Raw genomic sequence first — 21,995 nt, forward strand, 5'->3', positions numbered from 1 at the left:
GCGACGCGGTGTCAAGCGCCCGAAAAGGTGCCCGCTCAGGCGCGGGCGAACTCCATGACCCAGTTGGCTTCCCAGGTCTGGCCGCCGTCGGCGGAGAACTCCTGCTCCCAGCGCGGGGTGGCCGTCTCGATGCCGGTCCAGGCGTAGTGCACCTTGATCGGCGCGCCTTCGTGGGTGTCGTCGCCGTAGAAGTCGCCGCGGCCGCCGGCGAAGGTGCCGGCGACCGGCGGCTGGAGCACCCCGGTCCGGCTGTTGGCCCAGTACAGCGACCACTCCTCGCGCTCGACGTCGAAGAGGCGGAAGGTGCAGCCCCGGCTGCCGAGGGTCGGGAAGACGATCTCGTCGACGTTGCCGCCGCCCTCGAAGAGCGACCAGCAGGTCGAAGTGCCGGGGAAGACGTCCCAGTCGTCGCTGCCGGTGAGCGGCTTGGCGAGCCGGCGGTTCGTCACGGTCCAGGAGCCGATGAAGAAGTCGAAGTCGTTCATGTCGTCGATCCTGGGACGCCACCACTGACATCTTTTGTCAGTGGTTGCTGGCAGACTCCGCCGGGTGCGTGCGAGCCGGCTGGTGTCCCTGCTCCTGCTGCTGCAGAACCGCGGGCGGATGAGCGCGGCGAAGCTGGCGGCGGAACTCGGCGTGACCGCGCGAACCGTGTACCGGGACGTCGAAGCGCTCACGGCGGCGGGCGTGCCGATCTACGCGGAAACCGGTCCGGACGGCGGTTACCAGCTGGTGGACGGCTACCGGACCCGGCTGACCGGGCTCACCGCAGGGGAGGCCGGCTCGCTGTTCCTCACCGGCCTGCCGCAGCCGGCCGCCGAGCTGGGCCTCGGCGCGCAGGTGGCCGCGGCCGAGCTGAAGCTGATGGCGGCGCTGCCGACGCCGTACCGGGACGCGTCGGTGCGCATCCGGCAGCGCTTCCACCTCGACGCGCCCGGCTGGTACCGCGAAGCCGACCCGGTGCCGCAGCTGCTCGCGGCGGCGGAAGCGCTGTGGCAGGACCAAGTCGTCGAAGTCTCCTACCGCCGCTGGTCGCCGACGCCGGGGGTGGTGACGCGGCGGCTGCACCCGCTCGGCCTGGTCCTCAAGGCCGGCGTCTGGTACCTCGTCGCGGGCCCGCGCGTGCGCACTTACCGCGTCGGGAACATCGAAGAACTGCGGACGCTCGACGAGCACTTCACCCGGCCCGACGGGTTCGACCTGGCGGACTTCTGGCGCGTGAACGTCGAAAGCTACGAAGACGGCGACGTCGGCGAGACCGCGCTCGTGCGGCTGTCGCCGGCGGGAATCGAGGCCCTGCCGGACATCCTGGGCCCGCGAGCCGCCCGGCTGGTCGCCCGCACGCTCGAACCGGCGGACTTCGAAGGGTGGCAACGCGCCCGCGTGCCGATGGAAAGCGTGCCCCACGCGGCCGCCGGATTGCTGCGCCTTGGCGCGGACGCACAGGTGCTCGAACCGCCGGAACTGGTGGCACACATGGGAAACACGATCCGCACGATGGCGCGGCTGTACCCCTAGGCGTGCGGCTCCGCCTGGCACCGGCGCACTTCGCCGACGAGCTGGTCGAGAGCGTCGAGGGCACCGGCCGGGACGTCGAGGCGGTAGACCCGCTGCGCGCCCGCGCGGCTGACCGCCAGCAGGTGCGCGTCCAGCAGGATCCGCAGGTGGCGCGACACCGTGGACTGCGGCAGCCCGAGTGCCGCCTGGACCTCGCCGACCGTCGCGGCGCCGTCGCGCTCGAGGAGCACGCCGATGATCTGCACGCGGGTCTCTTCACCGAGGGCCCGCAGCACCGGCAACGCGGTCGTGAGCGCGTCGTGGATCATTCGGCCACCGCCGAGGGGAGCAGCGCTTCGAGTTCGTTCACCGGGAGATCGTGCCGCCGTCCCAGCTCGACCCAGTCGCGCACCATGCGGACTGTCTGCGCGCTGTGCCCGCCGAAGTGGCTTCGCAGGTATTCCGGCACGTCGAAGGGCGCGAGGCGCGGCAACACCGTCAGCGCGGCACGGACAGCGGCCGGGCGCACGGCTTTCGGCCGCCGGACCCCGAACTCCGCCGCGACCGCCGCGCGGGCTTGGCTTGCGGCGATCGCGAGGGGCCGCGAAGCCCGGCGAGCCGCCGCGAGGTCGAAATCCGCGGCCTGGAGCCCGGCCACCACCGGCATCATGCTCGCGGCGGAAACCAGTGGTGCGGCCGGAGATGCGGCGCGCGACCGGGCGAACAGGGAGCGCAGGGACGCGGGACCGGTGGTCGTGAACCGGAACCGTCCCGGCTGCCACCACCAGTCGTCCGCGGCGAAGAACCCGGGCACCACCAGCCCCCACGGCCGATCGCCCGCCAGCTCACGCAGCCGCGTCACCTCCGACGGCACCTGCGTGACCGCGGCGACGACCGCGGCGGACCCGCCGAGGAGCCGGGCCACCGCGGGTTCGGCGGGCGAGGCCGTGCTGATCACCACGTCCCAGTCCTGAGCCGGGCCGTCGACCGGTGTCACGCCGACCCGCCGCTCGACGCGCCGCGCCCCGCGCAGCCGGTTGGTCGTGACGACCAGGGAATCCGCCGCCGGCTCGCGGACCGCGAGCGTGACGTCGTGGGCCGGCGCCATCGACGTCACCAGCACCCGGGCCACCGGGCCGCGCCTGATCACGAGAACACGCATGCCGCCAATATATCCGGATATCCGGATGTGCGGCTACTCCCGGAAGTAACCCAGCTGCGCGGAAAGCTCGTCCGCCGCGTCGGTCATCGGCCGCACGATCTGCTTGACCCGCTGCTTCGAAAGCCGGTACGACGGACCGGAAGCGCTCATCGCCGCGACGACGTCGCCGCCGGGGCCGTGGATCGGCACCGCGACCGCGTGCATGCCGAGCTCGAGTTCTTCGTAGCAGGCGGCGAAACCGTCTTCGAGCACCCGGTCGAGCTCGGTCATCAGCTCGTCCGGCTCGACCGTCGTGCGCGGGGTGTACTGCTCCAGCTTCCGCTTGAGCACCCGCTTGCGCTCGGTGTCGCCCATGTGCGCCAGCAGGATCTTGCCGCTGGACGTCGCGTGCAGCGGCGTCCGCTGGCCGGTCCAGTTCTGCGTCGTGATCGCCGCCGAACCGCGGGCCTGGCTGATGTTGATCGCGACGCCGTCGTCGGCGATGGCGATGTTCACCGTCTCGCCCAGCTCTTCGGCGAGCGACAGGCAGCTGGCGCGGCCCAGCTTGGCCAGGTCCATCCGGCCGGTAGCGGCGCCGGCCAGCCGTACGATGCCGAACCCGATCGCGTACTTCCCGCGTTCGCCGAGCTGCTCGACCAGGCCTCTCGCCTCCAGGACGCTGAGCAGCCGCGACGCCGTCGACTTGTGGACGCCCAGCTCGCCCGCGATCTCGGTGATGCCGGTTTCGCCGTTGCGGGCGAGCAGCTCCAGCACGCTGATCGCCCGGTCGACCGACTGCACCTGGCTTTGAGTTGCGTTGCCCGAGTCCTGGTTCCGCATAGCGCAACAGTATCCGTTTCGCGCCGTTCCTATCGGCTGAGTGGGCGAATCTCTTGACGCGGGTGCCGCCGGAGCCGGATTGTTGCGCGGTGGGCACGGAGGCGCGCAATGCGCAACTTTCACGCACTGCCGAGCCAACCGGCCAGCCGTTTCCCCCGAACTCGCCCCGCAGGTCCGCGGAGGCCGCGCCGGAAACCCGCGCGGCCTCCGCGGACCGTCCAAAGCCGCCGGTGGGGGCACCCGGATGGAGCAGGCGCGCGTGCCGATCTTGATCTTTCTGGTGGTCAAACACGCGGGTCGTGCGTGCGGGCGCCGGAACTAGTGCGAATATGTGGACATGAAGGCACGTGTTCTCGTGGTCGACGACGACCCCGCACTCGCGGAGATGCTCACCATCGTGCTCCGCGGGGAGGGGTTCGACACGGCCGTGGTCGCCGACGGTTCCCGCGCGCTGCCCGCGCTGCGCGAGCTGAAACCCGACCTCGTCCTGCTCGACCTGATGCTGCCCGGGATGAACGGGATCGACGTCTGCAAGGCGATCCGCGCCGAGTCCGGGGTGCCGATCGTCATGCTGACCGCCAAGAGCGACACCGTCGACATCGTGCTCGGCCTGGAGTCCGGCGCCGACGACTACGTCGTGAAGCCGTTCAAGCCGAAGGAGCTGGTCGCCCGGGTCCGCGCCCGGATGCGCCGCACCGAGGCCGAGCCGGCGGAGTCGCTCACCATCGGCGACCTGGCGATCGACGTGCCGGGCCACGAGGTCACGCGCGAAGGCAAGGCCATCCCGCTGACCCCGCTGGAGTTCGACCTGCTGGTGGCGCTGGCCCGCAAGCCGCGTCAGGTGTTCACCCGCGAGGTGCTGCTCGAGCAGGTGTGGGGCTACCGGCACGCGGCCGACACCCGGCTGGTGAACGTGCACGTCCAGCGCCTGCGTTCCAAGGTGGAGAAGGACCCGGAGCACCCCGAGGTGGTGTTGACCGTTCGCGGTGTCGGGTACAAGGCCGGCCCGCCGTGATGAGTCGATGACCTCGGAGACTCCCAGAGGGCTCCCCGCGTTCGCGCGTTCGACGGCACGCCTGGTGCGGCGTGTCGTCGTTTTCGCGCGCCGGCGCGCGGTCGCGTTCAACGAGCTGTGGAAGCACTCGCTGCAGTTCCGCGTCACCGTCTCGACGCTCGCGCTGTCCTCGGCCGTCGTGTTCGTGCTGGGCATGGTCCTGCAGAACCAGATCACCGAGCGGCTGCTGGACACCAAGCGCGAAGCCGCGATCGCGCAGACCCGCGCGGCCGCCGACACCGCCGCCGGTGAGCTGGTCGGCCTCGGCGGCGAGACGCCGGAAGCGCTGAGCAACCGCCTCCAGAACGCGCTGAAGAAGATCGCGATCACGCCGACCAGCCAGGACGCGGCGGGCTCGGCGGCGGGCACGTTCGTCCCGGTGCTCGCCAGCGGTGGCCGAGACCAGTCCGGCGAAGACCCGTCGTCCGCCGGGCCGTACGACAGCGTGCCGCCGCGGCTGCGCCAGTTCGTCGAAGCCAACGAGATGAGCTGGCTCGAGCACACGGTCACCGACCCCGACGGCGGCCGCACGACGTACCTGATCGTCGGCACGCCGCTCAACACCGTCGCCAGCCCGCTGCAGCTGTACTTGCTGTTCCCGCTGACGACCGAGCAGAACACCGTCGCGACCGTGCAGAACACGCTGCTCGTCGGCGGGCTCGTGCTGCTGCTCCTGCTGGCCGGCATCACGAACCTGGTGACGCGGCAGGTGGTCCGGCCGGTCCGGCAGGCCGCCGCGGCGGCCGAGCAGTTCGCCGGCGGCGACCTCGACCAGCGCCTCACCGTGCTCGGCGAGGACGACCTGGCGAAGCTCGCGGTGTCCTACAACGGGATGGCCGCCAGCATCCAGCGTCAGATCCGCCAGCTCGAGGACTTCGGCGGGCTGCAGCGCCGGTTCACTTCCGACGTCTCGCACGAGCTGCGCACGCCGCTGACCACCGTCCGGATGGCCGCGGACGTGCTGCACGCGTCGCGCGAGCAGTTCCCGGCCGGGCTCGCGCGCTCGACCGAGCTGCTGGTCGACGAGCTCGACCGGTTCGAGTCGCTGCTCGGCGACCTGCTGGAGATCAGCCGTCTCGACGCCGGCGTCGAAGAGCTGTCCGCGGAGTTCATCGACGTCCGTCCGATCGCGACCCGCGCGGTCGAGCAGGTGCGGGTGATCGCCGGCAACGCGGGCAGCTCGGTGGAGCTCGTGCTGCCCGACGAGGAGATCATCGCCGAGGTCGACGCCCGGCGCGTCGAGCGGATCCTGCGCAACCTGCTGGGCAACGCCGTCGACCACAGCGAGGGCAAGCCGGTGGTGCTCACGGTCGCGGCCAACGAGACCGCGGTCGCGGTGACCGTCCGGGACCACGGCGTCGGTCTGCGCCCCGGCGAGGCCGACCTGGTGTTCAACCGGTTCTGGCGCGCCGACCCGTCGCGCAACCGGCGCACCGGCGGCACCGGGCTCGGCCTGGCGATCAGCCAGGAGGACGCGCGCCTGCACGGCGGCGGGCTCGACGCGTGGGGCGAGCTGGGACAGGGCGCGTGCTTCCGGCTCGTGCTGCCGCGCCGCCAGGAGGTGCCGGCCGGCGACCCGCCGCTCGTGCTGCCGCCGCCCGACCGCATCGCCGCCGAGGTGCCGCTCGGGCTGATCGAGATCACGCCGGCGCCGGAGGCGATCTTCGCCGAACGTGAGGAAATCGGGCAGTGAAACGGCTTCTGATTGCGGTGTTGTGCCTGCTCCTGGTGGCGGGGTGCGCGAACGTCCCGCTCGAATCGCAGCCGGTCGTCGTCTCGGGTGAACGTCAGGGCCAGGGCTCGGGAGACGTCGTCCCCGAGCCGGACAAGGACATCGACCCGCTGACGCTGGTCCGCGGCTTCATCGGCGCGACGCTCAAGCCGGGCCAGAACAACGCGGCCGCCCGCGCCTACCTGGACGACCAGAGCCGCGCGGCCTGGCGGCCCAACCGCAGCCTGACGATCATCCAGAACACCTTCGGCACGGTCTACGACCCGGCTCCGCAGCCCGACCCGAACACGCTGGTCGTCAACGTGCGCGGGTTCGACGTCGGCACGCTCGACCAGAGCAGCGCGTTCGTCCCGGACTACAGCGCGGCGGCGCTGCGGATCAAGGTGCGCAAGCAGGCGAACGGCCAGTGGCGGATCACCGACCCGCCGCCCGACCTCTACGCGACCGAGTCCGACTTCAGCGAGAACTACACCGCGGTGCCGGTGAACTTCTACTCGGAGCAGTCGGCCACGTTCGTCCCCGACCGCCGCTACGTCGTCGCGAAGCCGCAGTCCGGGCTGCCGAGCCGAGTGGTGAACCTGCTGGTCAGCGGGCCCTCGACCAGCCTGGCCGGCTCGGTGAAGAACCTGCTCGCCGAGCCGATCGAGGTCGACACGAACGTCAAGAGCCTCGACGACGGGACGCTGGTGGTGCCGCTGACCGGCCTGTCCGGGGCCGCCGACGACATCCGGAACCTGATCGCCGCGCAGATCGTCCTCACGCTGCAGTACGTGACGTCGGCGCGGATCCGGATCCTCGCCGACGGCGCCCCGCTGGTCGCCAACCACCCGGACTGGCGGGCGAACGAGCTGCCCGCGTACGACGCGACGCTGTCCCCGCGCCGGGAGCTGCCGGGCCTGATGACGGTCGGCGGCCGGGTCCGGTCCCTCGAAGACGGCGCGCCGGTCGGCGGCCCGGCGGGCAACGGCGGCTACGACGTCGTGAGCGCGGCCCAGTCGATCGACGGCAAGCGGCTGGCGGTGGTCGAGCGTGACGGCGACAAGGTCCGCCTGCGGATCGGCGACCTCGGCCACGACCTGGCGCTGGTCAACCTGGGCGGCACGACGCTGAGCCGCCCGACGTGGCGGCCGGGCACCGGCGAGGTCTGGACGGTGGTCGACCAGACGTCGATCGGCCGCATGGTGGTCAACCAGAACAACCAGTGGACGGCGCTGTCGGTCAACGCGACGGACCTGATCCAGCAGGGCGACATCACGGAGCTGCGGTTTTCGCGCGACGGCGCCCGCGTGGCGGCGGTGGTGAACGGCCAGCTGTGGGTGGCGTCGGTGACCGGCAGCGGCGATTCGGTGGCCCTGCGCGAGCCGAGGCTGCTGCAGCCGCACGACCTCAAGGACGTCGTCGACGTGGACTGGCTGGCCCAGGACCTGCTGGTGGCGGCGACGAAGTCGACGTCCCAGCCGGTGGTCCGCGTGACGGTGGACGGCCAGCGGATGGACGCGTTCAACAGCTCCAACCTGACGCCCCAGGTCCACGGAGTGACGGCGGCGCCCAGCCGCCCGATCGTGGTGGCGGACGCGAGCGGCCTGTGGACGGCGTCGGTGCTGGGTGAGGTGTGGCGGCCGCAGAACCACTCGATGAAGGACGCGGATCCCTTCTACCCGGGCTAGTTCCCGAAACTGTCGGTGGTGGCGGGGACACTGTCCGTGTGGTGCTGCTCGATTTGCTGATCCCCGCCCGGTGCGCCGGCTGCGGGGCCCGTGGGACGCCGTGTTGCGAGCGGTGTGCGGCGGTGTGGGGTTCGGTGTCCGAGGTCGTCCGGGTGCCGGTGGCGGGGCTGGTGCGCGTGTTCGCGCTGTCCCGGTACCGCGGGGTCGGACGCCGGTTGCTGATCGCGTTCAAGGAGCGCGGGCGGCGGGATTTGGCTGCGTCGCTGGGGTTGGCGTTGGCGCGGGCGTTGGTGGTGCTGCCGGTTCGTGGGTCCGCTTTGTGTCTGGTGCCGGCGCCGAGCCGCCGGTCGGCTGCGCGGCTTCGAGGTGGTCCGCACGTGGAGCTGCTGGCTGCTGCGGCGGCTTCGGTGCTGGCCGGGTGGGGGTTCGAGGTCGCGGTGGCTCCGGCGGTGGAGCTGGCGGGTGGCGCGCGGGACGCGGTCGGGTTGGACCGCGCGGCGCGAGTGGCGAACCTGGCCGGGCGGTTGCGGTTCCGCGAGGCGGGGCGGCCGCCGCCGGGGATGCCGGTGGTGGTGCTGGACGACGTGATCACGACGGGAGCCACGGCCGCGGCCTGCGTGCGGGCTTTGCGGGCGGAGGGGGTGGAGGTGGCGGCGGTTTTGACGTTGCTCGCGGCCGGGTGAATTCCGGGCGCGCTGGGGCTGCGCGGCCCTGGCCCGGCTGGGGCCGGCCCGTCGCGGTTGGCGGGCTGCGCTGACGCCCGTCGCGGACGGCGGGCTGCGCTCGCGCCCGCCGCGGTTAGTGGCGCGGGCGCACGCTCGCCCCGTTCGCCGACGTCATGAACGACCCGTTCAGCGCGTCCGACGACATGAAAGGGTCGTTCATGACATCGCGGCACCGCCCGCGCTTCCGGCCATGATCACCGCATACCCGCCCAACCCTCACTTCACCCGCCCCCGGGTGAACCGGCACGTCACCTACACGAGTGACATCCGCGGGGAACGCACCCGACCTCCCGGCCGTTGTCCCGGCATGAGGGTGTCGATCAAGACCACCTGGCCGCCACACCACTCCACCGGAGTGGCGGCTGCCGGAGACCTGGCCGTCACCCTCGGCTTCCACCAGCGGCCGGTGCTGCGCCGTCCGTGTGATGTGACGCTCCGGAGCGGGCGTCCGACCAGCGGGTGTTTTCTGGTGTTCACCCTCCGCTCACTGCGCGGGGTGACGGAGTCTCATTCCTCGACATCCCCCGGCTCGGGGGCTGTTGCTCCGGGCGTGAGGAAGCTAACGTGCTCCGCAATCAGCAATCCCCGCAGGCAGGGAGGTGACGAGCCCATGTCCCTGGCGCCGGAGGTGCGCTGAGTCCGCGCTCGGGCTTCCGGCACGAGACGTCGTGAACCGCTCCCGAGTTCCTTCTCAGCCCGCGATCCGGGCTTACGTCCCCGCAATACCGGCGCCGTGTGTGAACTCAACAGCTCGCAGTCATCGAAGCGAGGGAGGTCGTGTATGGATATCGTCGTCAAGGGCCGCAACGTGGAGGTGCCCGACCACTACCGGGCGCTTGTCAGCGAAAAGCTGGCCCGGCTCGAGCGCTACGACAGGAAAGTCATCCGGTACGACGTGGAGCTGTTCCACGAACCCAACCGGCGCCAGGCCAAGAGCTGCCAGCGCGTCGAAATCACCGGAAAGGGGCGGGGCCCGGCCGTACGCGCTGAAGCGTGTGCCGCCGACTTCTACGCAGCGCTCGATTCCGCAGTCACCAAGCTGGAAAACCGGCTGCGGAGGACACACGACCGGCGGCGCGTGCACTACGGCCGCAGCCGCCCGGAATCGGTCGCCGAAGCGACCTCGGCACTGCCGGGTGGCGCATCCCCGGCCGCGGCCGCACCCGTCGCGGGAACCGCGGTGCTCGAAGCACCGGAACCGCAGGCGAACGGCTTCGCGAGTGCCGAAGAGATCCACTTGCCCCAGCAGCAGAGCTGGGCCGACGACGACCTGGGTCACCAGCCCGGTCGCGTCGTTCGCGAAAAGCAGCACACCGCGGAACCGATGACGGTGGACCAGGCTCTCTACGAGATGGAGCTGGTCGGCCACGACTTCTACCTCTTCAACGACTCGGAGGCGGGCCGGCCCAGCGTGGTCTACCGGCGGAAAGGCTTCGACTACGGCGTGATCCGGCTCGGCTGAGCCGGTCCTAAGGAGGCCCGCCGGATGGCCCGCACGCGGCTCGCGTGCGGGCCATCCGCATGTCAGAACCTTATTCTGGTTAGGTCGGCGCTACGGACCGCAGGCCCCCGCCCGCGGTGACATTCGCGCCGGCCGACGGCTGAATAAGGTTCTCAGGACGTACGGCGTGTGCACACGACGGCCACCGTTCCCTACGATGGGGGTGGGAAGGTGGCGCCGAACACGGCCGCCACCGCGGGAGAACCTGCCCGGGACCGGCCTGGGCGTGCTCATATTCAGCTAGTGAGGTCGACCGGATGGTGCTGAACCGCCTGCTCCGCGCGGGTGAGGGCAAGATGGTGAAGCGGCTGCGCAACATCGCCGATCACATCAACACCCTCGAAGACGACGTCAAGGACCTGACCGACGCCGAGCTGCGGGCCAAGACCGAGGAGTTCCGCAAGCGGAACGGCGACGGCGAATCCCTCGACGAGCTGCTGCCGGAGGCCTTCGCGGTCGTCCGGGAAGCGGCCAAGCGGGTGCTCGGCCAGCGCCACTTCGACGTCCAGCTGATGGGCGGCGCGGCGCTGCACCTCGGCCAGGTCGCCGAGATGAAGACCGGTGAGGGCAAGACGCTCACCTGCGTCCTCCCGGCCTACCTGAACGCCATCCCCGGCAAGGGCGTCCACGTCGTCACGACGAACGACTACCTGGCCAAGCGCGACTCGGAGTGGATGGGCCGCATCCACCGCTTCCTCGGCCTCGAGGTCGGCGTGATCCTGTCGGAGCAGCAGCCGGACGTGCGGCGCGCCCAGTACAACGCCGACATCACCTACGGCACGAACAACGAGTTCGGCTTCGACTACCTGCGCGACAACATGGCGTGGAGCCTCGACGACTGCGTGCAGCGCGGGCACAACTTCGCCGTGGTCGACGAGGTGGACTCGATCCTCATCGACGAGGCCCGGACGCCGCTGATCATCTCGGGCCCGGCGGACCAGTCGTCGCGCTGGTACGTCGAGTTCGCCCGGCTCGCGCCGCTGATGAACGGCATCGACACCACGACGATGGGGTCGCGCGAGCGCACCGAGAAGACGAACCTGATCAACTCGAAGTACCACTACGAGGTCGACGTCCGGAAGCGCACTGTCGCCGTCACCGAGAAGGGCGTCCGGTTCGTCGAGGACCAGCTCGGCATCGAGAACCTCTACGAGGCCGCGAACACGCCGCTGGTCGGCTACCTGAACAACGCGCTGAAGGTCCAGGAGCTCTTCCACAAGGACAAGGACTACATCGTCCGCAACGGCGAAGTCATGATCGTCGACGAGTTCACCGGCCGCATCCTGGTCGGCCGCCGCTACAACGAGGGCATGCACCAGGCGATCGAGGCCAAGGAAAAGGTCGAGATCAAGGCCGAGAACCAGACCCTCGCCACGATCACGCTGCAGAACTACTTCCGCCTCTACGAGAAGCTGTCCGGCATGACCGGTACGGCCGAGACCGAGGCCGCGGAGTTCCACCAGACCTACAAGCTGGGTGTGGTGCCGATCCCGACGAACCGGCCGATGATCCGCGTCGACCAGGCGGACCTGATCTACAAGACCGAAGAGGCGAAGTACGAGGCCGTCGCCGAGGACATCGCCGAGCGGCACGAGAAGGGCCAGCCGGTCCTGGTCGGCACGACGAGCGTCGAGAAGTCCGAGCGGCTGTCGAAGCTGCTGGTCAAGCTGAGCGTCCCGCACGAGGTGCTGAACGCGAAGCACCACGACCGGGAGGCGCTGATCGTCGCGCGCGCGGGCCAGAAGGGCGCCGTCACGGTCGCCACGAACATGGCCGGCCGCGGTACCGACATCGTGCTCGGCGGCAACCCCGACCTGATCGCCGACCAGGTGCTGCGCGAGCGCGGCCTGGACCCGGTCGAGCACTCCGAGGAGTACGAGGCCGCGTGGCCCGAGGTCCTCGAGCAGGTCAAGGCGGAGTCGAAGGCCGAGGGCGAAGAGGTCCGCGAGGCGGGCGGCCTGTACGTGCTGGGCACCGAGCGCCACGAGTCGCGCCGCATCGACAACCAGCTGCGCGGTCGCTCCGGCCGTCAGGGCGACCCGGGCGAGTCCCGCTTCTACCTGTCGCTCGGTGACGAGCTCATGCGCCGCTTCAACGCGACGATGGTCGAGCGCGTCATGACGACCATGCGGCTGCCCGACGACGTGCCGATCGAGCACAAGATGGTCTCCAAGGCCATCAAGAGCGCGCAGACCCAGGTCGAGCAGATCAACATGGAGCAGCGCAAGGACGTCCTCAAGTACGACGAGGTCATGAACGAGCAGCGCAAGGTGATCTACGCCGAGCGCCACCGCGTCCTCGCCGGCGAGAACCTCCGCGAGCAGATCGAGGGCATGCTCGTGGACGTCGTCAACGCCTATGTGGACGGTGCGACCGCCAACGGCTACGCCGAGGACTGGGACCACGAAAAGCTCTGGACCGCGTTGAAGCAGCTCTACCCGGTCAGCGTCGAGTGGGACGACCTGATGGAGGACGGCGACCTCGACGAGCACACCCTCCGCGAGGCGCTCGTCCAGGACGCGCGCGACGCCTACGACAAGCGCGAGGCGGAGATCAACGCGCTGGTCGGCCCGGAGGGCATGCGGACCCTGGAGCACCAGGTGATGCTGACGGTCCTCGACCGCAAGTGGCGCGAGCACCTCTACGAGATGGACTACCTCAAGCAGGGCATCGGCATGCGGGCGCTCGCGCAGCGCGACCCGCTGATCGAGTACCAGCGCGAGGGCTTCGACATGTTCCGCGCGATGCTCGACTCGTTGAAGGAGGAGGCCGTCGGCTTCCTGTTCAACCTGCAGGTCGAGCGGGCCGAGGCGCCGCCGGCGGAGGCCGCGGCCGCGGTGCCGACGGGCGTCGCTTCGGGCAACGGCCAGGCCGCGGAGGGTCGGCACGCGCGGCCGGCGCCGCCGCAGCCGCCGACGACCGACACCGAGTCCGTCCCGGCCGCACTGCGCGGCAAGGGCCTCGGCGGCGGTGGCCAGCAGGGCATGACGCTGTCGGGTCCGGGCGAGGACGGCGAGGTCGAGTCGCACGCCGAGGGCGGGGCGCAGGCCGCGGGCGGTGGCGCCGGCGGTACCCGCCGGGACCGTCGCGCCGCCCAGCGCGACGCCCAGAAGAAGGGCAAGAAGGGCCCGCGTCGCTGACGTTGGTTTCCAGGACCGGGGTGCGTGCTTTCGCGCGCACCCCGGTTCTTCCATGAGGGGACGAGAAAGTGGATCCGCAGGAGTTCTTCGCGCTGTTCGCCGCCGAGCGGCGCCCGGACCCGTACCCGGCGTACCGGGATTGGCGCGAGCGGTTCCCGGTGGCGCGGTTGTCCGAGCAGATGTTCGCGGTCAGCGGTTTCGCCGAGGCCACGAAGGTGCTGCGCGACCCGGCGTTCGGCCACCCGGAACCGGAGTACCTGGATCCCGCGGACCGCCTTCCGGACCAGCCGGTCGACGAGTCGGGACGCGTGGTCCGGGCGTTCCTGTCGCTGAACCCACCCGACCACACACGCCTGCGGCGGCTGGTGGCGAAGGCGTTCACCCCGCGCATGGTCTCGCTGTTGGCGCCGCGGATCGAGAAAATCACGGCGTCGCTCATCGACGGCTTGCACGGGCCCTTCGACCTGATGACGTCGCTGGCGAAGCCGTTGCCGGTGGAGGTGATCGCCGAACTGCTGGGCGTGCCGCTGGACGACCGCGAGAGGTTCGCGGAGTGGTCGCACGCGATGGCGCGGGCGCTGGACCCGCCGTTCCTGCAGCACCCGGACACGATCGAGCCGGCGGTCCGGGCGCGGCAGTCGTTCGTGGCGTACTTCCGTGCGCTGGCGGAGGAGCGCCGCCGCTCGCCGGGGGAGGACCTGCTGTCGGCGCTGGTGGCGGTGTCGGACGCGGGCGACGTCCTGACCGAGGGCGAGCTGCTGGTGACGTTGACGTTGCTCCTGATCGCCGGCCACGAGACGACGACGAACCTGATCGGCAACGGAGTGCTGGCGCTGCTGCGCAACGGCGGCTTGACTGCGGCGGATCCCTCGTCGGTGGTGGAGGAAGTGCTGCGGTACGACTCCCCGGTCCAGCTGACGGCCCGCACAGCGTTGCGGGACACGGAGTTGGGCTCGTTCGCGGTGCCGGAGGGCAGCCAGGTGATCGTCCTGATCGGAGCGGCCAACCGCGACCCGGCAACGGGCCCGGAGTCCTTCGACCCATCGCGGCCGGCCGGACGGCACCTGGCGTTCGGCCAGGGAATCCACTTCTGTCTGGGTGCGCCGCTGGCGCGCTTGGAGGGCAGGATCGTGTTCCGCGAGCTGGCGAGCAGGTTGCCGGGGTTGCGGTTGGCAGGCGACCCGAGCTGGAACGCAACAACAACTTTGCGCGGCTTGGCATCGCTGCCGGTCGTGAGTGACAGGTAGGACTCCCGACCAGGCGCCAACGCGCGGCTTGGCCCGCGGAGCAAGCGCCCCAAGGCGGCCTTGGTTGCGTGAGACGCACCGAAGGCCGCCTTGGGTGCGTCTTACGCACCGAAGGCCACATTGGGACGCTCGGCCCCGGCGGTGCGCGAGCCGCGTTTCACGCCGCGCCAGGCGATGTATCCACTGGGCGGCCGCCGTGCCGGAGTGGGCGGTGCGCCGGTCTGTCGGGTGCGGGAACCCCGACCGGCGCACCACCGCCAGCCGCCAGGGGCCGGCGGTGAGCGGGCGCGTTTCACGCCGCCGCCTGGCGGTGGCGCGCTGGGGTCGGATCGCCTGGCGTCAACGGCGCGAGCCGCAGGCATGGCCGCCGTGCCGGACTGGGCGGCGCGCCGATCTGTCGGGTGCGGGAATCCCGGCCGGCGCACCGCCGCGAGTCGTCGTTGCCGGTGGCGGGCGTGCTTGGTGTGCCTGCCGCACCCTGCGGCCAGGTGGTGCGCCGGTCTGTCGGGGTGCGGGAACCCCCACCAGCGCACCACCGCCAACCGTCGGGGGCCGGCGGTGCGCGGGCTGAGCGGGCGCGTCTCACGCCGCCGCCTGCCGTGGCGTCCGCTGGGCCGGACCGCTCGGCTTCAACAGCGCGAACCGCACGCACTGCCACCCCGCCGGGGTGCGCGTGAAGCGGGCCGCCAGTGCGAACGACCGGCCGTCCGCCTCCACGCGGGTGCACGCCTCGATCACCTCCGGCGCCGGCGTGCACGTGTGGACCCGGCACAACCGGTGCCGTGGCCGCGTCCACCGTGGCCCGCTCAGGCTCGCGTACACCTCCGGTGCCACCAGCCCGCGGATCTGCGGCACCGGGCGGCGACCGTCGTACGCCTCCAGCAGCATGGCCAGCAGCCGGCCCACCTCACTCGCCTCGAGCTGCCGGGGCGCCGGCCACCGGGCGTCGCCCCCGCGGTTTTCGTGCGGGGGCACCGCCGGCGGCCGCTCGGCCCGGCGCGGTACTTCGGCGTGGATCAGCGTTCTCACGCGGTGTTCCTCGGACATTTCCTCCCCTCCCGGACGCGGCATTTCGCCGTCGCCACCGCTTAGAGTGCGGAACCGGCCGGAAAGGCGCCGGGAATCGCCCGATTCGGCAAAGAACCGCCGAAGCTGTGGATTCGCGCGAGCACGTGCGGTAAGCGCCGTGTCGCGTTGTTGCGCTATGCGAGACAACGCGTCGCCGCCCCGGCTATGGTGTGCCGGGTGCTGAAGGGGTTATTGGTCGATTTCGCCGGAGTTCTCACGGATCCCGACGCCGGCCGCTTCTACGACTACCTGGCCGCGGCGCGCGAGCGAGGCGTCCGCACCGCGCTGCTGTCCAACGCCCCCGGGGCGTCGGCCGAGGTCAAGAACACGATGTTCGACTATTTCGACGCCCTCGTGTTTTCCGGCGAGGTCGGGGTGGCCAAACCGGATCCCGCGGTCTACCTCATCGCGGCCGAGCGCCTCGGCCTGCCCGCCGTGCGCTGCGCGTTCGTCGACGACTCCGCCGCGAACATCCGCGGCGCCGTCCAGGTGGGCATGGTCGGCGTACACCACCGGTCGGTCGGGGAAACGCTCACCGAGCTCGGCGTTCTTTTCCCGGATCGGTGAGGCGTCAACGGGCGCGGCGGACCAGTTCGAACGACAGGACCGCCGCCGCGGCTGAGACATTCAGCGACTCGACGTCACCCGGCATGGGAATCGACACCCATTCCGTGACGAGCTCGCCGACTTCGGCGCCGACCCCGGCCGTCTCGCCGCCGAGCACGAACGCGGCGCGCTGCGGCAGGTCGACGTCGAACACGGTCGTGCGCGCCGACGCGCCCAGCGCGTAAAGGCCGTAACCGGCTTCGCTGAGCATTTCGGCGGCTTCGCGCGCGGAGCCGCACCGCAGCACCGGCGCCCGGAAGGCGACGCCGGCCGAAGCCTTGACGACCAGCGGGTCCAGTGCCGCGACGCCCCGCCGCGGCACGATCACGCCGTCGAGCCCGGCGGCGGTCGCCGTCCGCAGGATCATGCCGACGTTCGCGGGTGTGGTGATGCCGTCGAGCAGCAGCACCCGCGACGGCGGCCGCCGGTCGGCCAGCGCCGCCGAAAGCGCGCGCATCCGCGGCGCGACGACGTCGGCGAGCACGCCCTGGTCCTGCTTGCCGTTGCCGGCGAGCACCTTGACCCGGTGCGCGCTGGCGCGCTGCACCGGCACGCCGGCGTCCTTCGCGGCGCGCTGGATCTCCGCGGCGCCGGGGCCGCGGGCGGTGTCGGCGAGGATCACCTTGTCCACGCGCAGGCCGTCGTCGGCCAGCGCTTCGAGCACCGGCTTCCGGCCGTACACCGTAAGAAAGCGATCCTTCGGCGAGATCGTCGACTCATCACCCACACCCGGCAGTCTCGCACTGTGCAACGATCGGCTCATGCCCGACCGCCTTTCCGCGCTGGACGCCTCGTTCCTCTACGTCGAGGACCACGCGACGCCGATGCACGTCGGCGGGGTGGCGATCTTCGAGCGCCCGCGGTCGGGGTTCAGCTACGCGCAGCTGCTCGACCTAGTCGGTGCGCGCCTGGCGTACCTGCCGCGCTACCGCCAGCGCGTGGCGGAGGTGCCGGGTCACCTGGCGCGCCCGGTCTGGGTGGACGACGTCGACTTCGACCTGAACTACCACGTCCGGCGTTCGGCGCTGCCCCAGCCGGGCAGCGACGAGCAGCTGTTCGACCTGGTCGCGCGCCTGATGTCGCGGCGGCTGGCGCCGGAGCGGCCGCTCTGGGAGGCGTACTTCATCGAGGGCCTGGCCGGCGACCGCGTCGCGTTGGTGACGAAGACGCACCAGTCCGTTGTGGACGGCGTCGGCACGATCGAGCTCGGCCAGCTCATCCTCGACCCGACGCCGGCCGAGCCGGAGCCGTTCGAGGACCTCTGGACGCCGCGGCGCGAGCCGAGCCGCACGCAGCTGGTGCTGGACGCGGTCAGCGAGGGCGTCCAGCGGCCGGGCGAGGTGGTCGAGAACGTCCGGTCGGCGGCGAACGACGCGTTCGCGGCGGCGGGCAAGTTCGCCGAGACCGTCGGCGGGGTGGCGTCGACGCTGCGCACGCTGGTGAAGCCGGCGCCGGTGGGGCCGCTGAACGTCCGGGTGTCCGGCGGCCGCGTGTTCTCGGTGGTCCGCACGCGGCTGGAGGACTTCCGCAAGATCCGCGCGGCGCACGGCGGCACGGTCAACGACGTCGTCCTCGCGGCGATCACGGGCGCGCTGCGCGAGTGGCTGCTTTCGCGCGAGGAGCAGCTGACGCCGGAGACGACGGTCCGCGCGCTGGTGCCGCTGGCGGTCCGCGACGCGGAGACGGCGGAGTACTCGACCCCGGCGCTGGTCGGCAACCAGGTGGCGGCGTACCTGGTGGACCTGCCGGTCGGCGAGCCGAACGCGGTGCTGCGCCTGCAGCACATCGGGCACGCGATGGCCGAGCACCTGGATTCGGGCCGCCCGGTGGCGGCGCGCGGGCTGCTGAAGGTGGGCGGCTTCGCCCCGGCGACGCTCCATTCGCTCGGTGCGCGGGCGGCGGGGTCGCTGTCCGGGCGCATCTTCAATGTCATGGTGACCAATTCGCCGGGCCCGCAGGTGCCGATGTACGCGGGAGAGGCCAGACTGGTCGAGATGTTCCCGGTCATGCCGCTGATGCGCACCCAGGCGCTGGCGATCGGGGTGACGTCCTACCACGGTGGCGTCTACTTCGGACTGAACGGCGACCGCAAGGCCGCGTTCGACGTGGACCTCGTGGCCGGGATGATCGAAGAGTCACTGGAAGAGCTGAAGGGTGCGCACTGGTGAGGGTTTATCTGCCTGCGACCATCGCGATGCTTCGCGACCTCGAAGCCTCGGGGGAGTTCCGCGCCCGCAGCGGAACGGCGTTCGCGTTGACGCCGGCGTTGCGCGAGGCGTACGTGAGCGGTTCGGACGAGGAGCTGGAGTACGCGGCGCTGCTGGACGCGGCCCGGGCATCGTTGCGCTTGATCGCGGCGGAGGAGAAGGGCGAGCCGCGCCGGGTGGTGGTGTCGGCGGACGTCGCGGGGGTGACGTTGCGCCCGGATCTGGACGCCCCGGTGGTCCGGATCGGCGGACCGATCCCGCTGTCGGCGGTGGCGGCGATCCACGTGGACGCGGCCGAGGCGGCCGACGCGGTGGCGGCGGCCGCCGCGGTGATCGATGCGGCGGACCTGGGGGATCCGGACGCGGAATTCACTTTGGGGGACGCCGAGGACCACGAATTGGCTTGGTACGCGCCCCAGGAATTGCCTTTCTTGCTGGAGTTGCTCTGAGTTGTCCACAGGTGGGTCGACCTGTGGACAACCCGGCTTGGGTCGGGGTTCGCGTCGGGGGTGGCCGATAGACTGGGACCGGGGACGCCCCCCGGGAAGGGCGGGGGCTGTCCGGTGGGGTCTGAGGGGCTGCCTCGCAGGCGCACTTTGCTGCTTTGACCGGCGGTGATGATCGCCGCCGGTGCTGGGGCAACGTCGCGTCCTTCGCTACCGGAGTTGTTGCGTGTCGGCCCTCTCTATCGGTGATCGAGAGATCTGCGTCGCAGCAGTCTTGGGGAGACCACGGGACTTCGTGTCGGCCGTCGGTTCGCGATGCCGGCTGCTGCGGGCTGGCGTCTCAACGCCGCTGTGAACAGTCCCGGACGTCCCTATCGATGATCGAGGAACCGCTCGGCAACCTCGGCCAGTCCGCATCAGTCCTCCGTGAACCAGTCCGGTCCCGGCGTCGGCCGTTCGCACTTCCACCCGGTCGCCGCCATCAGCTTCCCCGAGTCCACCCGCTGCGAACGCCCCATCGGCTCGGCCAGCGGGATCCGCGAAACCAGCCACTTCGGCAGCGCCCGGGCGTGCCGCACGCCGGCCGCTGAAGCCAGCGCCGCTCCCAAGTCACCCTTCAGAACCGGCGGTGCCCCCACGTTGTAAACCCCCGAGGGCGCCTCCAAAGCCGCCACCGCCGCCGCGGCCGCGTCTGATGGGTGGATCGCCGTCGTCCAATCCGAACGCGAGCCCAAGATCAACGGCCCTCCTCGCCGCGCCGCCGCCAGCAACGCCGATGTCATCGCGTCGGGACCCACCAGCGTTCCGATTCGCAGCCGCACCACCGTGCGGTCCGTCAACGCCGCCACGTTCGCGTGCGCCGTCACCGAGGATGCCGTCACCCTGCCCGGACGCAGCGGTGCGTCCTCCGTCAGAAGCGCCGCACCCCCGTCCGCGTACACGAACGAGATCCCCTCCTGGACCACCGTCCGCACGGAGTCGACTTGCCGGACCGCCGCCGCCAGCGCCGCGCTCCCCGAAACTCGGACCTGGTCGTTGGCAGCCCACGCGGACGCGCGAGTCATCTTCTGCGGGATCCGCGTCGCCAGGTTCAGCACCGCGTCATGCCCGCGCAACGCCGTGACCAGCGAAGACGTCGAGAACAAATCGCCCGCGACCGGCTCGGCGCCGGTCGCGCGCACCGCCTCCAGCCGCGGCTCGGACCGCGCCAGGCCGCTCACCGAATACCCCGCGTCCAACAGCCGGGCCACCGCCGGCCGCCCCAGCACGCCCGTTGCCCCGATCACCATCACTCGCTTGCTCATACGGCCTGGACGAGACCGCGAACCCAAACGTGACTAGCCGACCTCGCCCGGGGGCGGCGGCTGGACGTCGACGGGCACGCCCCAGTCCGAATACCGCGTCGTGATGCGGGCGTCAGCGCCCTGCAGGATCGGGGAAAGGTCCAGCACGATCTGCAACGGCCGGTGCGAGTCGTCGAGCCACAGTTCCACCGGGAACTTGCCGAGCCGCCCGGCCGAGTCCGCCGGCAGACCCGCGGGCAGGTCCGCACCCAGGCGCGCCAGGTCCAGTTCGACGCGGTAGTGCTCCGCCGTGACGCCGTCCAGCTGCCCGCGCTCGGCCGACACGATCGAGCCCGCCGTGCGGATCTCGCCCAGCGTGTGCGCCGGGTCGTTCTGGGCCGCCAGCTGGGCCAAGCTGCCGCCGAGGACCTGGGAAAACGGGTCCGTGCCGTCCGCCGCGACCGTCACCCACGGCTTGCCCGCGCCGACCTCGTCGCGCGATCCCTCCGGCACCTTCGCGTACAGCTTGCCGTCGACCTGCCGCAGCTCCATCGGCTCGCCGATGAAGTCGGTCGTCAGCACCTGCGCCGTCCCGCCCGCGCCGAACCGCGCCTGGCCCTGGCTCTTGGACCGGACCTGGCCGACCGCGACGTCCGTGCCGAACTTCGCCGAGCCGCCGCTCGTGGTCGCCGCCGTGGCGGCGTCGGCCAGCGCCCGCGCGTCGGTGAACGCGGGTGGCGGGGACGGCGGGCCGGAGCAGCCGGTGAGCAGGACGAGCAGCAGCACGACGGCGGCTTTGCGCATGACGCAACAAAAACACAGCGGCTCCCCCGAACCCGTTCGGGGGAGCCGCTTTTACTCAGAGTCTCAGCGACCGGCCTTCTTCATCAGCTCGCCGAGGTCGACGACCTGGTCGGCCGGCGGGGCCGCCACGTCGACCGTGGTGCCCCAGTCGCTGTACTTCATCGTGAACTTCGCGTCCCCGGCCGGCGCGCCCAGCGCCTGCATCATCGGGCCCTGGTCCATGGTGACCTGCACCGGCAGGTTGTCCTTGTCCAGCCACAGCTCGGCCGGGATCTTGACGTCCTTGCCCTTGAGCATCTCGGTCAGCTTGTCGCGCGAGGCCGCCGGCAGCGAACCGGTGAACTGGTCGACCGCCTTGGCGACGTCCAGCTCGACCTTGTAGTGGTTGACCTTCTCGCCGTTCAGCTCGGTCTGGTCGGAGGAGATGATCCGGCCGGTCTTCGAGATCTGGTCGAGCATCTTGCTCGGGTCGCTCTGCTCGGCCGACTGCGACAGCGAGCTGCCCAGCGCCTGCGAGATCGGGTCGTCGCCCTCGGCCGAGATCTTGGCCCACGACTTGTCGGTGCCCATCTGCTTCTGCTGCTCGGCGGGCAGCTTGATGTACATGACCTTGTCGACCATGCGCATCTCGGTGGTCTCGCCGGCCGCGGTGCTCGTCATCGAGAACTTCGTGTTCGCGCCGTCGATGGCCATCGCGCCGGTGGCGCTGATGGTCTGGCCGGCGGCCGAACCCTCCATGGTGAACTTCGCCGACTTGGACTTCTCGGTGCCCTGCTTGGACGCCGAGGCCAGCTGGATCGCGTCGGTGAACGGCGAGGCGAGGAGGCCGCCGCTCCCGGCCTGGGTCTGGCTGCCGGCGGCGGCCGGCTCAGCCGTGCCGGAGTTGCCACTGCACGCCGTCAGCGTCAGCGCCAGGACGGCGGCGCTCGCGGCGACCAGGGTGGTCTTGCGCATCGAATTCCCCTCAGAGTCGGATGGGTCCGCTCGGCATATCGCCCGAACGGGCGAATAATTACATCTCTGACGGTGACGATCCG

At 71.1% G+C, this 21,995-nt stretch carries 20 protein-coding genes; 11 read left to right on the plus strand and 9 right to left on the minus strand.

The features are described from left to right. Positions 1 to 35 precede the first annotated feature (35 nt). On the minus strand, positions 36 to 485 hold the full coding sequence (locus ACIQWX_RS12685) for a hypothetical protein (protein WP_400868779.1): 450 nt from the start codon (positions 483 to 485) through the stop codon (positions 36 to 38). Between the two features lie 64 nt (positions 486 to 549). Between ACIQWX_RS12685 and ACIQWX_RS12690 the strand changes: the two genes are divergently transcribed. Then, positions 550 to 1,518, plus strand: coding sequence for a helix-turn-helix transcriptional regulator (locus ACIQWX_RS12690; RefSeq protein ID WP_400868781.1), 969 nt, complete (start codon positions 550 to 552; stop codon positions 1,516 to 1,518). Here the strand turns inward: ACIQWX_RS12690 and ACIQWX_RS12695 are convergent. From ACIQWX_RS12695 to ACIQWX_RS12705, 3 genes are read right to left on the minus strand one after another with little or no spacing between them, the layout of a single operon-like run. Then, positions 1,515 to 1,826, minus strand: coding sequence for an ArsR/SmtB family transcription factor (locus tag ACIQWX_RS12695; protein ID WP_400868783.1), 312 nt, complete (start codon positions 1,824 to 1,826; stop codon positions 1,515 to 1,517). The genes ACIQWX_RS12690 and ACIQWX_RS12695 overlap by 4 nt on opposite strands. Further along, positions 1,823 to 2,659 (minus strand): hypothetical protein, encoded by an 837-nt coding sequence (locus tag ACIQWX_RS12700; RefSeq protein ID WP_400868784.1) that lies wholly within the window; start codon positions 2,657 to 2,659, stop codon positions 1,823 to 1,825. Before ACIQWX_RS12700 ends, ACIQWX_RS12695 begins: the two co-directional genes overlap by 4 nt. 33 nt (positions 2,660 to 2,692) lie before the next feature. Further along, positions 2,693 to 3,478 (minus strand): IclR family transcriptional regulator, encoded by a 786-nt coding sequence (locus tag ACIQWX_RS12705; protein ID WP_400868786.1) that lies wholly within the window; start codon positions 3,476 to 3,478, stop codon positions 2,693 to 2,695. A 337-nt stretch (positions 3,479 to 3,815) separates the two neighbouring features. Here ACIQWX_RS12705 and mtrA point away from each other — a divergent pair, with 337 nt between their 5' ends. From mtrA to ACIQWX_RS12740, 7 genes are all read left to right on the plus strand, one after another. Then, positions 3,816 to 4,493 carry an MtrAB system response regulator MtrA gene (gene mtrA / locus ACIQWX_RS12710; protein ID WP_005150760.1) on the plus strand — a complete coding sequence of 226 codons (678 nt, stop codon included), beginning with the start codon at positions 3,816 to 3,818 and terminating at the stop codon, positions 4,491 to 4,493. Positions 4,494 to 4,500: 7 nt separating this feature from the next. Then, positions 4,501 to 6,225, plus strand: a complete 1,725-nt coding sequence (gene mtrB / locus ACIQWX_RS12715) for an MtrAB system histidine kinase MtrB (RefSeq protein WP_400868788.1) — start codon at positions 4,501 to 4,503, stop codon at positions 6,223 to 6,225. After that, positions 6,222 to 7,931, plus strand: a complete 1,710-nt coding sequence (locus tag ACIQWX_RS12720; protein ID WP_400868790.1) for an LpqB family beta-propeller domain-containing protein — start codon at positions 6,222 to 6,224, stop codon at positions 7,929 to 7,931. The genes mtrB and ACIQWX_RS12720 overlap by 4 nt, the downstream gene beginning before the upstream one ends. Positions 7,932 to 8,065: 134 nt before the next feature. After that, positions 8,066 to 8,614 (plus strand): ComF family protein, encoded by a 549-nt coding sequence (locus ACIQWX_RS12725; protein WP_400868792.1) that lies wholly within the window; start codon positions 8,066 to 8,068, stop codon positions 8,612 to 8,614. Positions 8,615 to 9,437: 823 nt separating this feature from the next. Then, complete coding sequence (gene hpf / locus ACIQWX_RS12730; protein ID WP_400868794.1) at positions 9,438 to 10,118, plus strand: ribosome hibernation-promoting factor, HPF/YfiA family; 681 nt, start codon at positions 9,438 to 9,440, stop codon at positions 10,116 to 10,118. Positions 10,119 to 10,414: 296 nt separating this feature from the next. Beyond that, a complete protein-coding gene (gene secA / locus ACIQWX_RS12735) occupies positions 10,415 to 13,297 on the plus strand; it encodes a preprotein translocase subunit SecA (RefSeq protein ID WP_400868796.1) in 2,883 nt (960 codons plus the stop codon). 68 nt (positions 13,298 to 13,365) lie between these two features. Continuing rightward, positions 13,366 to 14,544: a cytochrome P450 gene (locus tag ACIQWX_RS12740; protein WP_400868798.1), complete on the plus strand. Its 1,179-nt coding sequence runs from the start codon at positions 13,366 to 13,368 to the stop codon at positions 14,542 to 14,544. 582 nt (positions 14,545 to 15,126) lie between these two features. Here ACIQWX_RS12740 and ACIQWX_RS12745 read toward each other — a convergent pair. After that, a complete protein-coding gene (locus ACIQWX_RS12745) occupies positions 15,127 to 15,573 on the minus strand; it encodes an Rv3235 family protein (RefSeq protein WP_400868800.1) in 447 nt (148 codons plus the stop codon). Between the two features lie 231 nt (positions 15,574 to 15,804). Here ACIQWX_RS12745 and ACIQWX_RS12750 point away from each other — a divergent pair, with 231 nt between their 5' ends. Further along, the gene (locus ACIQWX_RS12750) at positions 15,805 to 16,179 is read left to right on the plus strand and encodes an HAD-IA family hydrolase (protein WP_400869576.1); all 375 of its coding nucleotides are present in this window, start codon (positions 15,805 to 15,807) and stop codon (positions 16,177 to 16,179) included. Between the two features lie 4 nt (positions 16,180 to 16,183). On the opposite strand, the gene ACIQWX_RS12755 is transcribed toward ACIQWX_RS12750, so the two are convergent. After that, positions 16,184 to 16,945, minus strand: a complete 762-nt coding sequence (locus tag ACIQWX_RS12755) for a TrmH family RNA methyltransferase (RefSeq protein ID WP_400868802.1) — start codon at positions 16,943 to 16,945, stop codon at positions 16,184 to 16,186. 34 nt (positions 16,946 to 16,979) lie between these two features. Between ACIQWX_RS12755 and ACIQWX_RS12760 the strand changes: the two genes are divergently transcribed. Both ACIQWX_RS12760 and ACIQWX_RS12765 read left to right on the plus strand, forming a co-directional pair. Beyond that, the gene (locus ACIQWX_RS12760) at positions 16,980 to 18,386 is read left to right on the plus strand and encodes a wax ester/triacylglycerol synthase family O-acyltransferase (protein ID WP_400868804.1); all 1,407 of its coding nucleotides are present in this window, start codon (positions 16,980 to 16,982) and stop codon (positions 18,384 to 18,386) included. Next, complete coding sequence (locus ACIQWX_RS12765; protein ID WP_400868806.1) at positions 18,383 to 18,874, plus strand: DUF6912 family protein; 492 nt, start codon at positions 18,383 to 18,385, stop codon at positions 18,872 to 18,874. The genes ACIQWX_RS12760 and ACIQWX_RS12765 overlap by 4 nt, the downstream gene beginning before the upstream one ends. A gap of 413 nt (positions 18,875 to 19,287) precedes the next feature. On the opposite strand, the gene ACIQWX_RS12770 is transcribed toward ACIQWX_RS12765, so the two are convergent. The 3 genes from ACIQWX_RS12770 to ACIQWX_RS12780 form a co-directional block, all read right to left on the minus strand. After that, positions 19,288 to 20,175: an NAD-dependent epimerase/dehydratase family protein gene (locus tag ACIQWX_RS12770; protein ID WP_400868808.1), complete on the minus strand. Its 888-nt coding sequence runs from the start codon at positions 20,173 to 20,175 to the stop codon at positions 19,288 to 19,290. Between the two features lie 33 nt (positions 20,176 to 20,208). Beyond that, a complete protein-coding gene (locus tag ACIQWX_RS12775) occupies positions 20,209 to 20,958 on the minus strand; it encodes a hypothetical protein (RefSeq protein ID WP_400868810.1) in 750 nt (249 codons plus the stop codon). 63 nt (positions 20,959 to 21,021) lie between these two features. Continuing rightward, complete coding sequence (locus tag ACIQWX_RS12780; protein WP_400868812.1) at positions 21,022 to 21,912, minus strand: hypothetical protein; 891 nt, start codon at positions 21,910 to 21,912, stop codon at positions 21,022 to 21,024. Between the last annotated feature and the right edge of the window lie 83 nt (positions 21,913 to 21,995).

Source organism: Amycolatopsis sp. NPDC098790 (genome assembly GCF_044759945.1).
In the GTDB taxonomy this organism is placed as follows: Bacteria; Actinomycetota; Actinomycetes; order Mycobacteriales; family Pseudonocardiaceae; genus Amycolatopsis.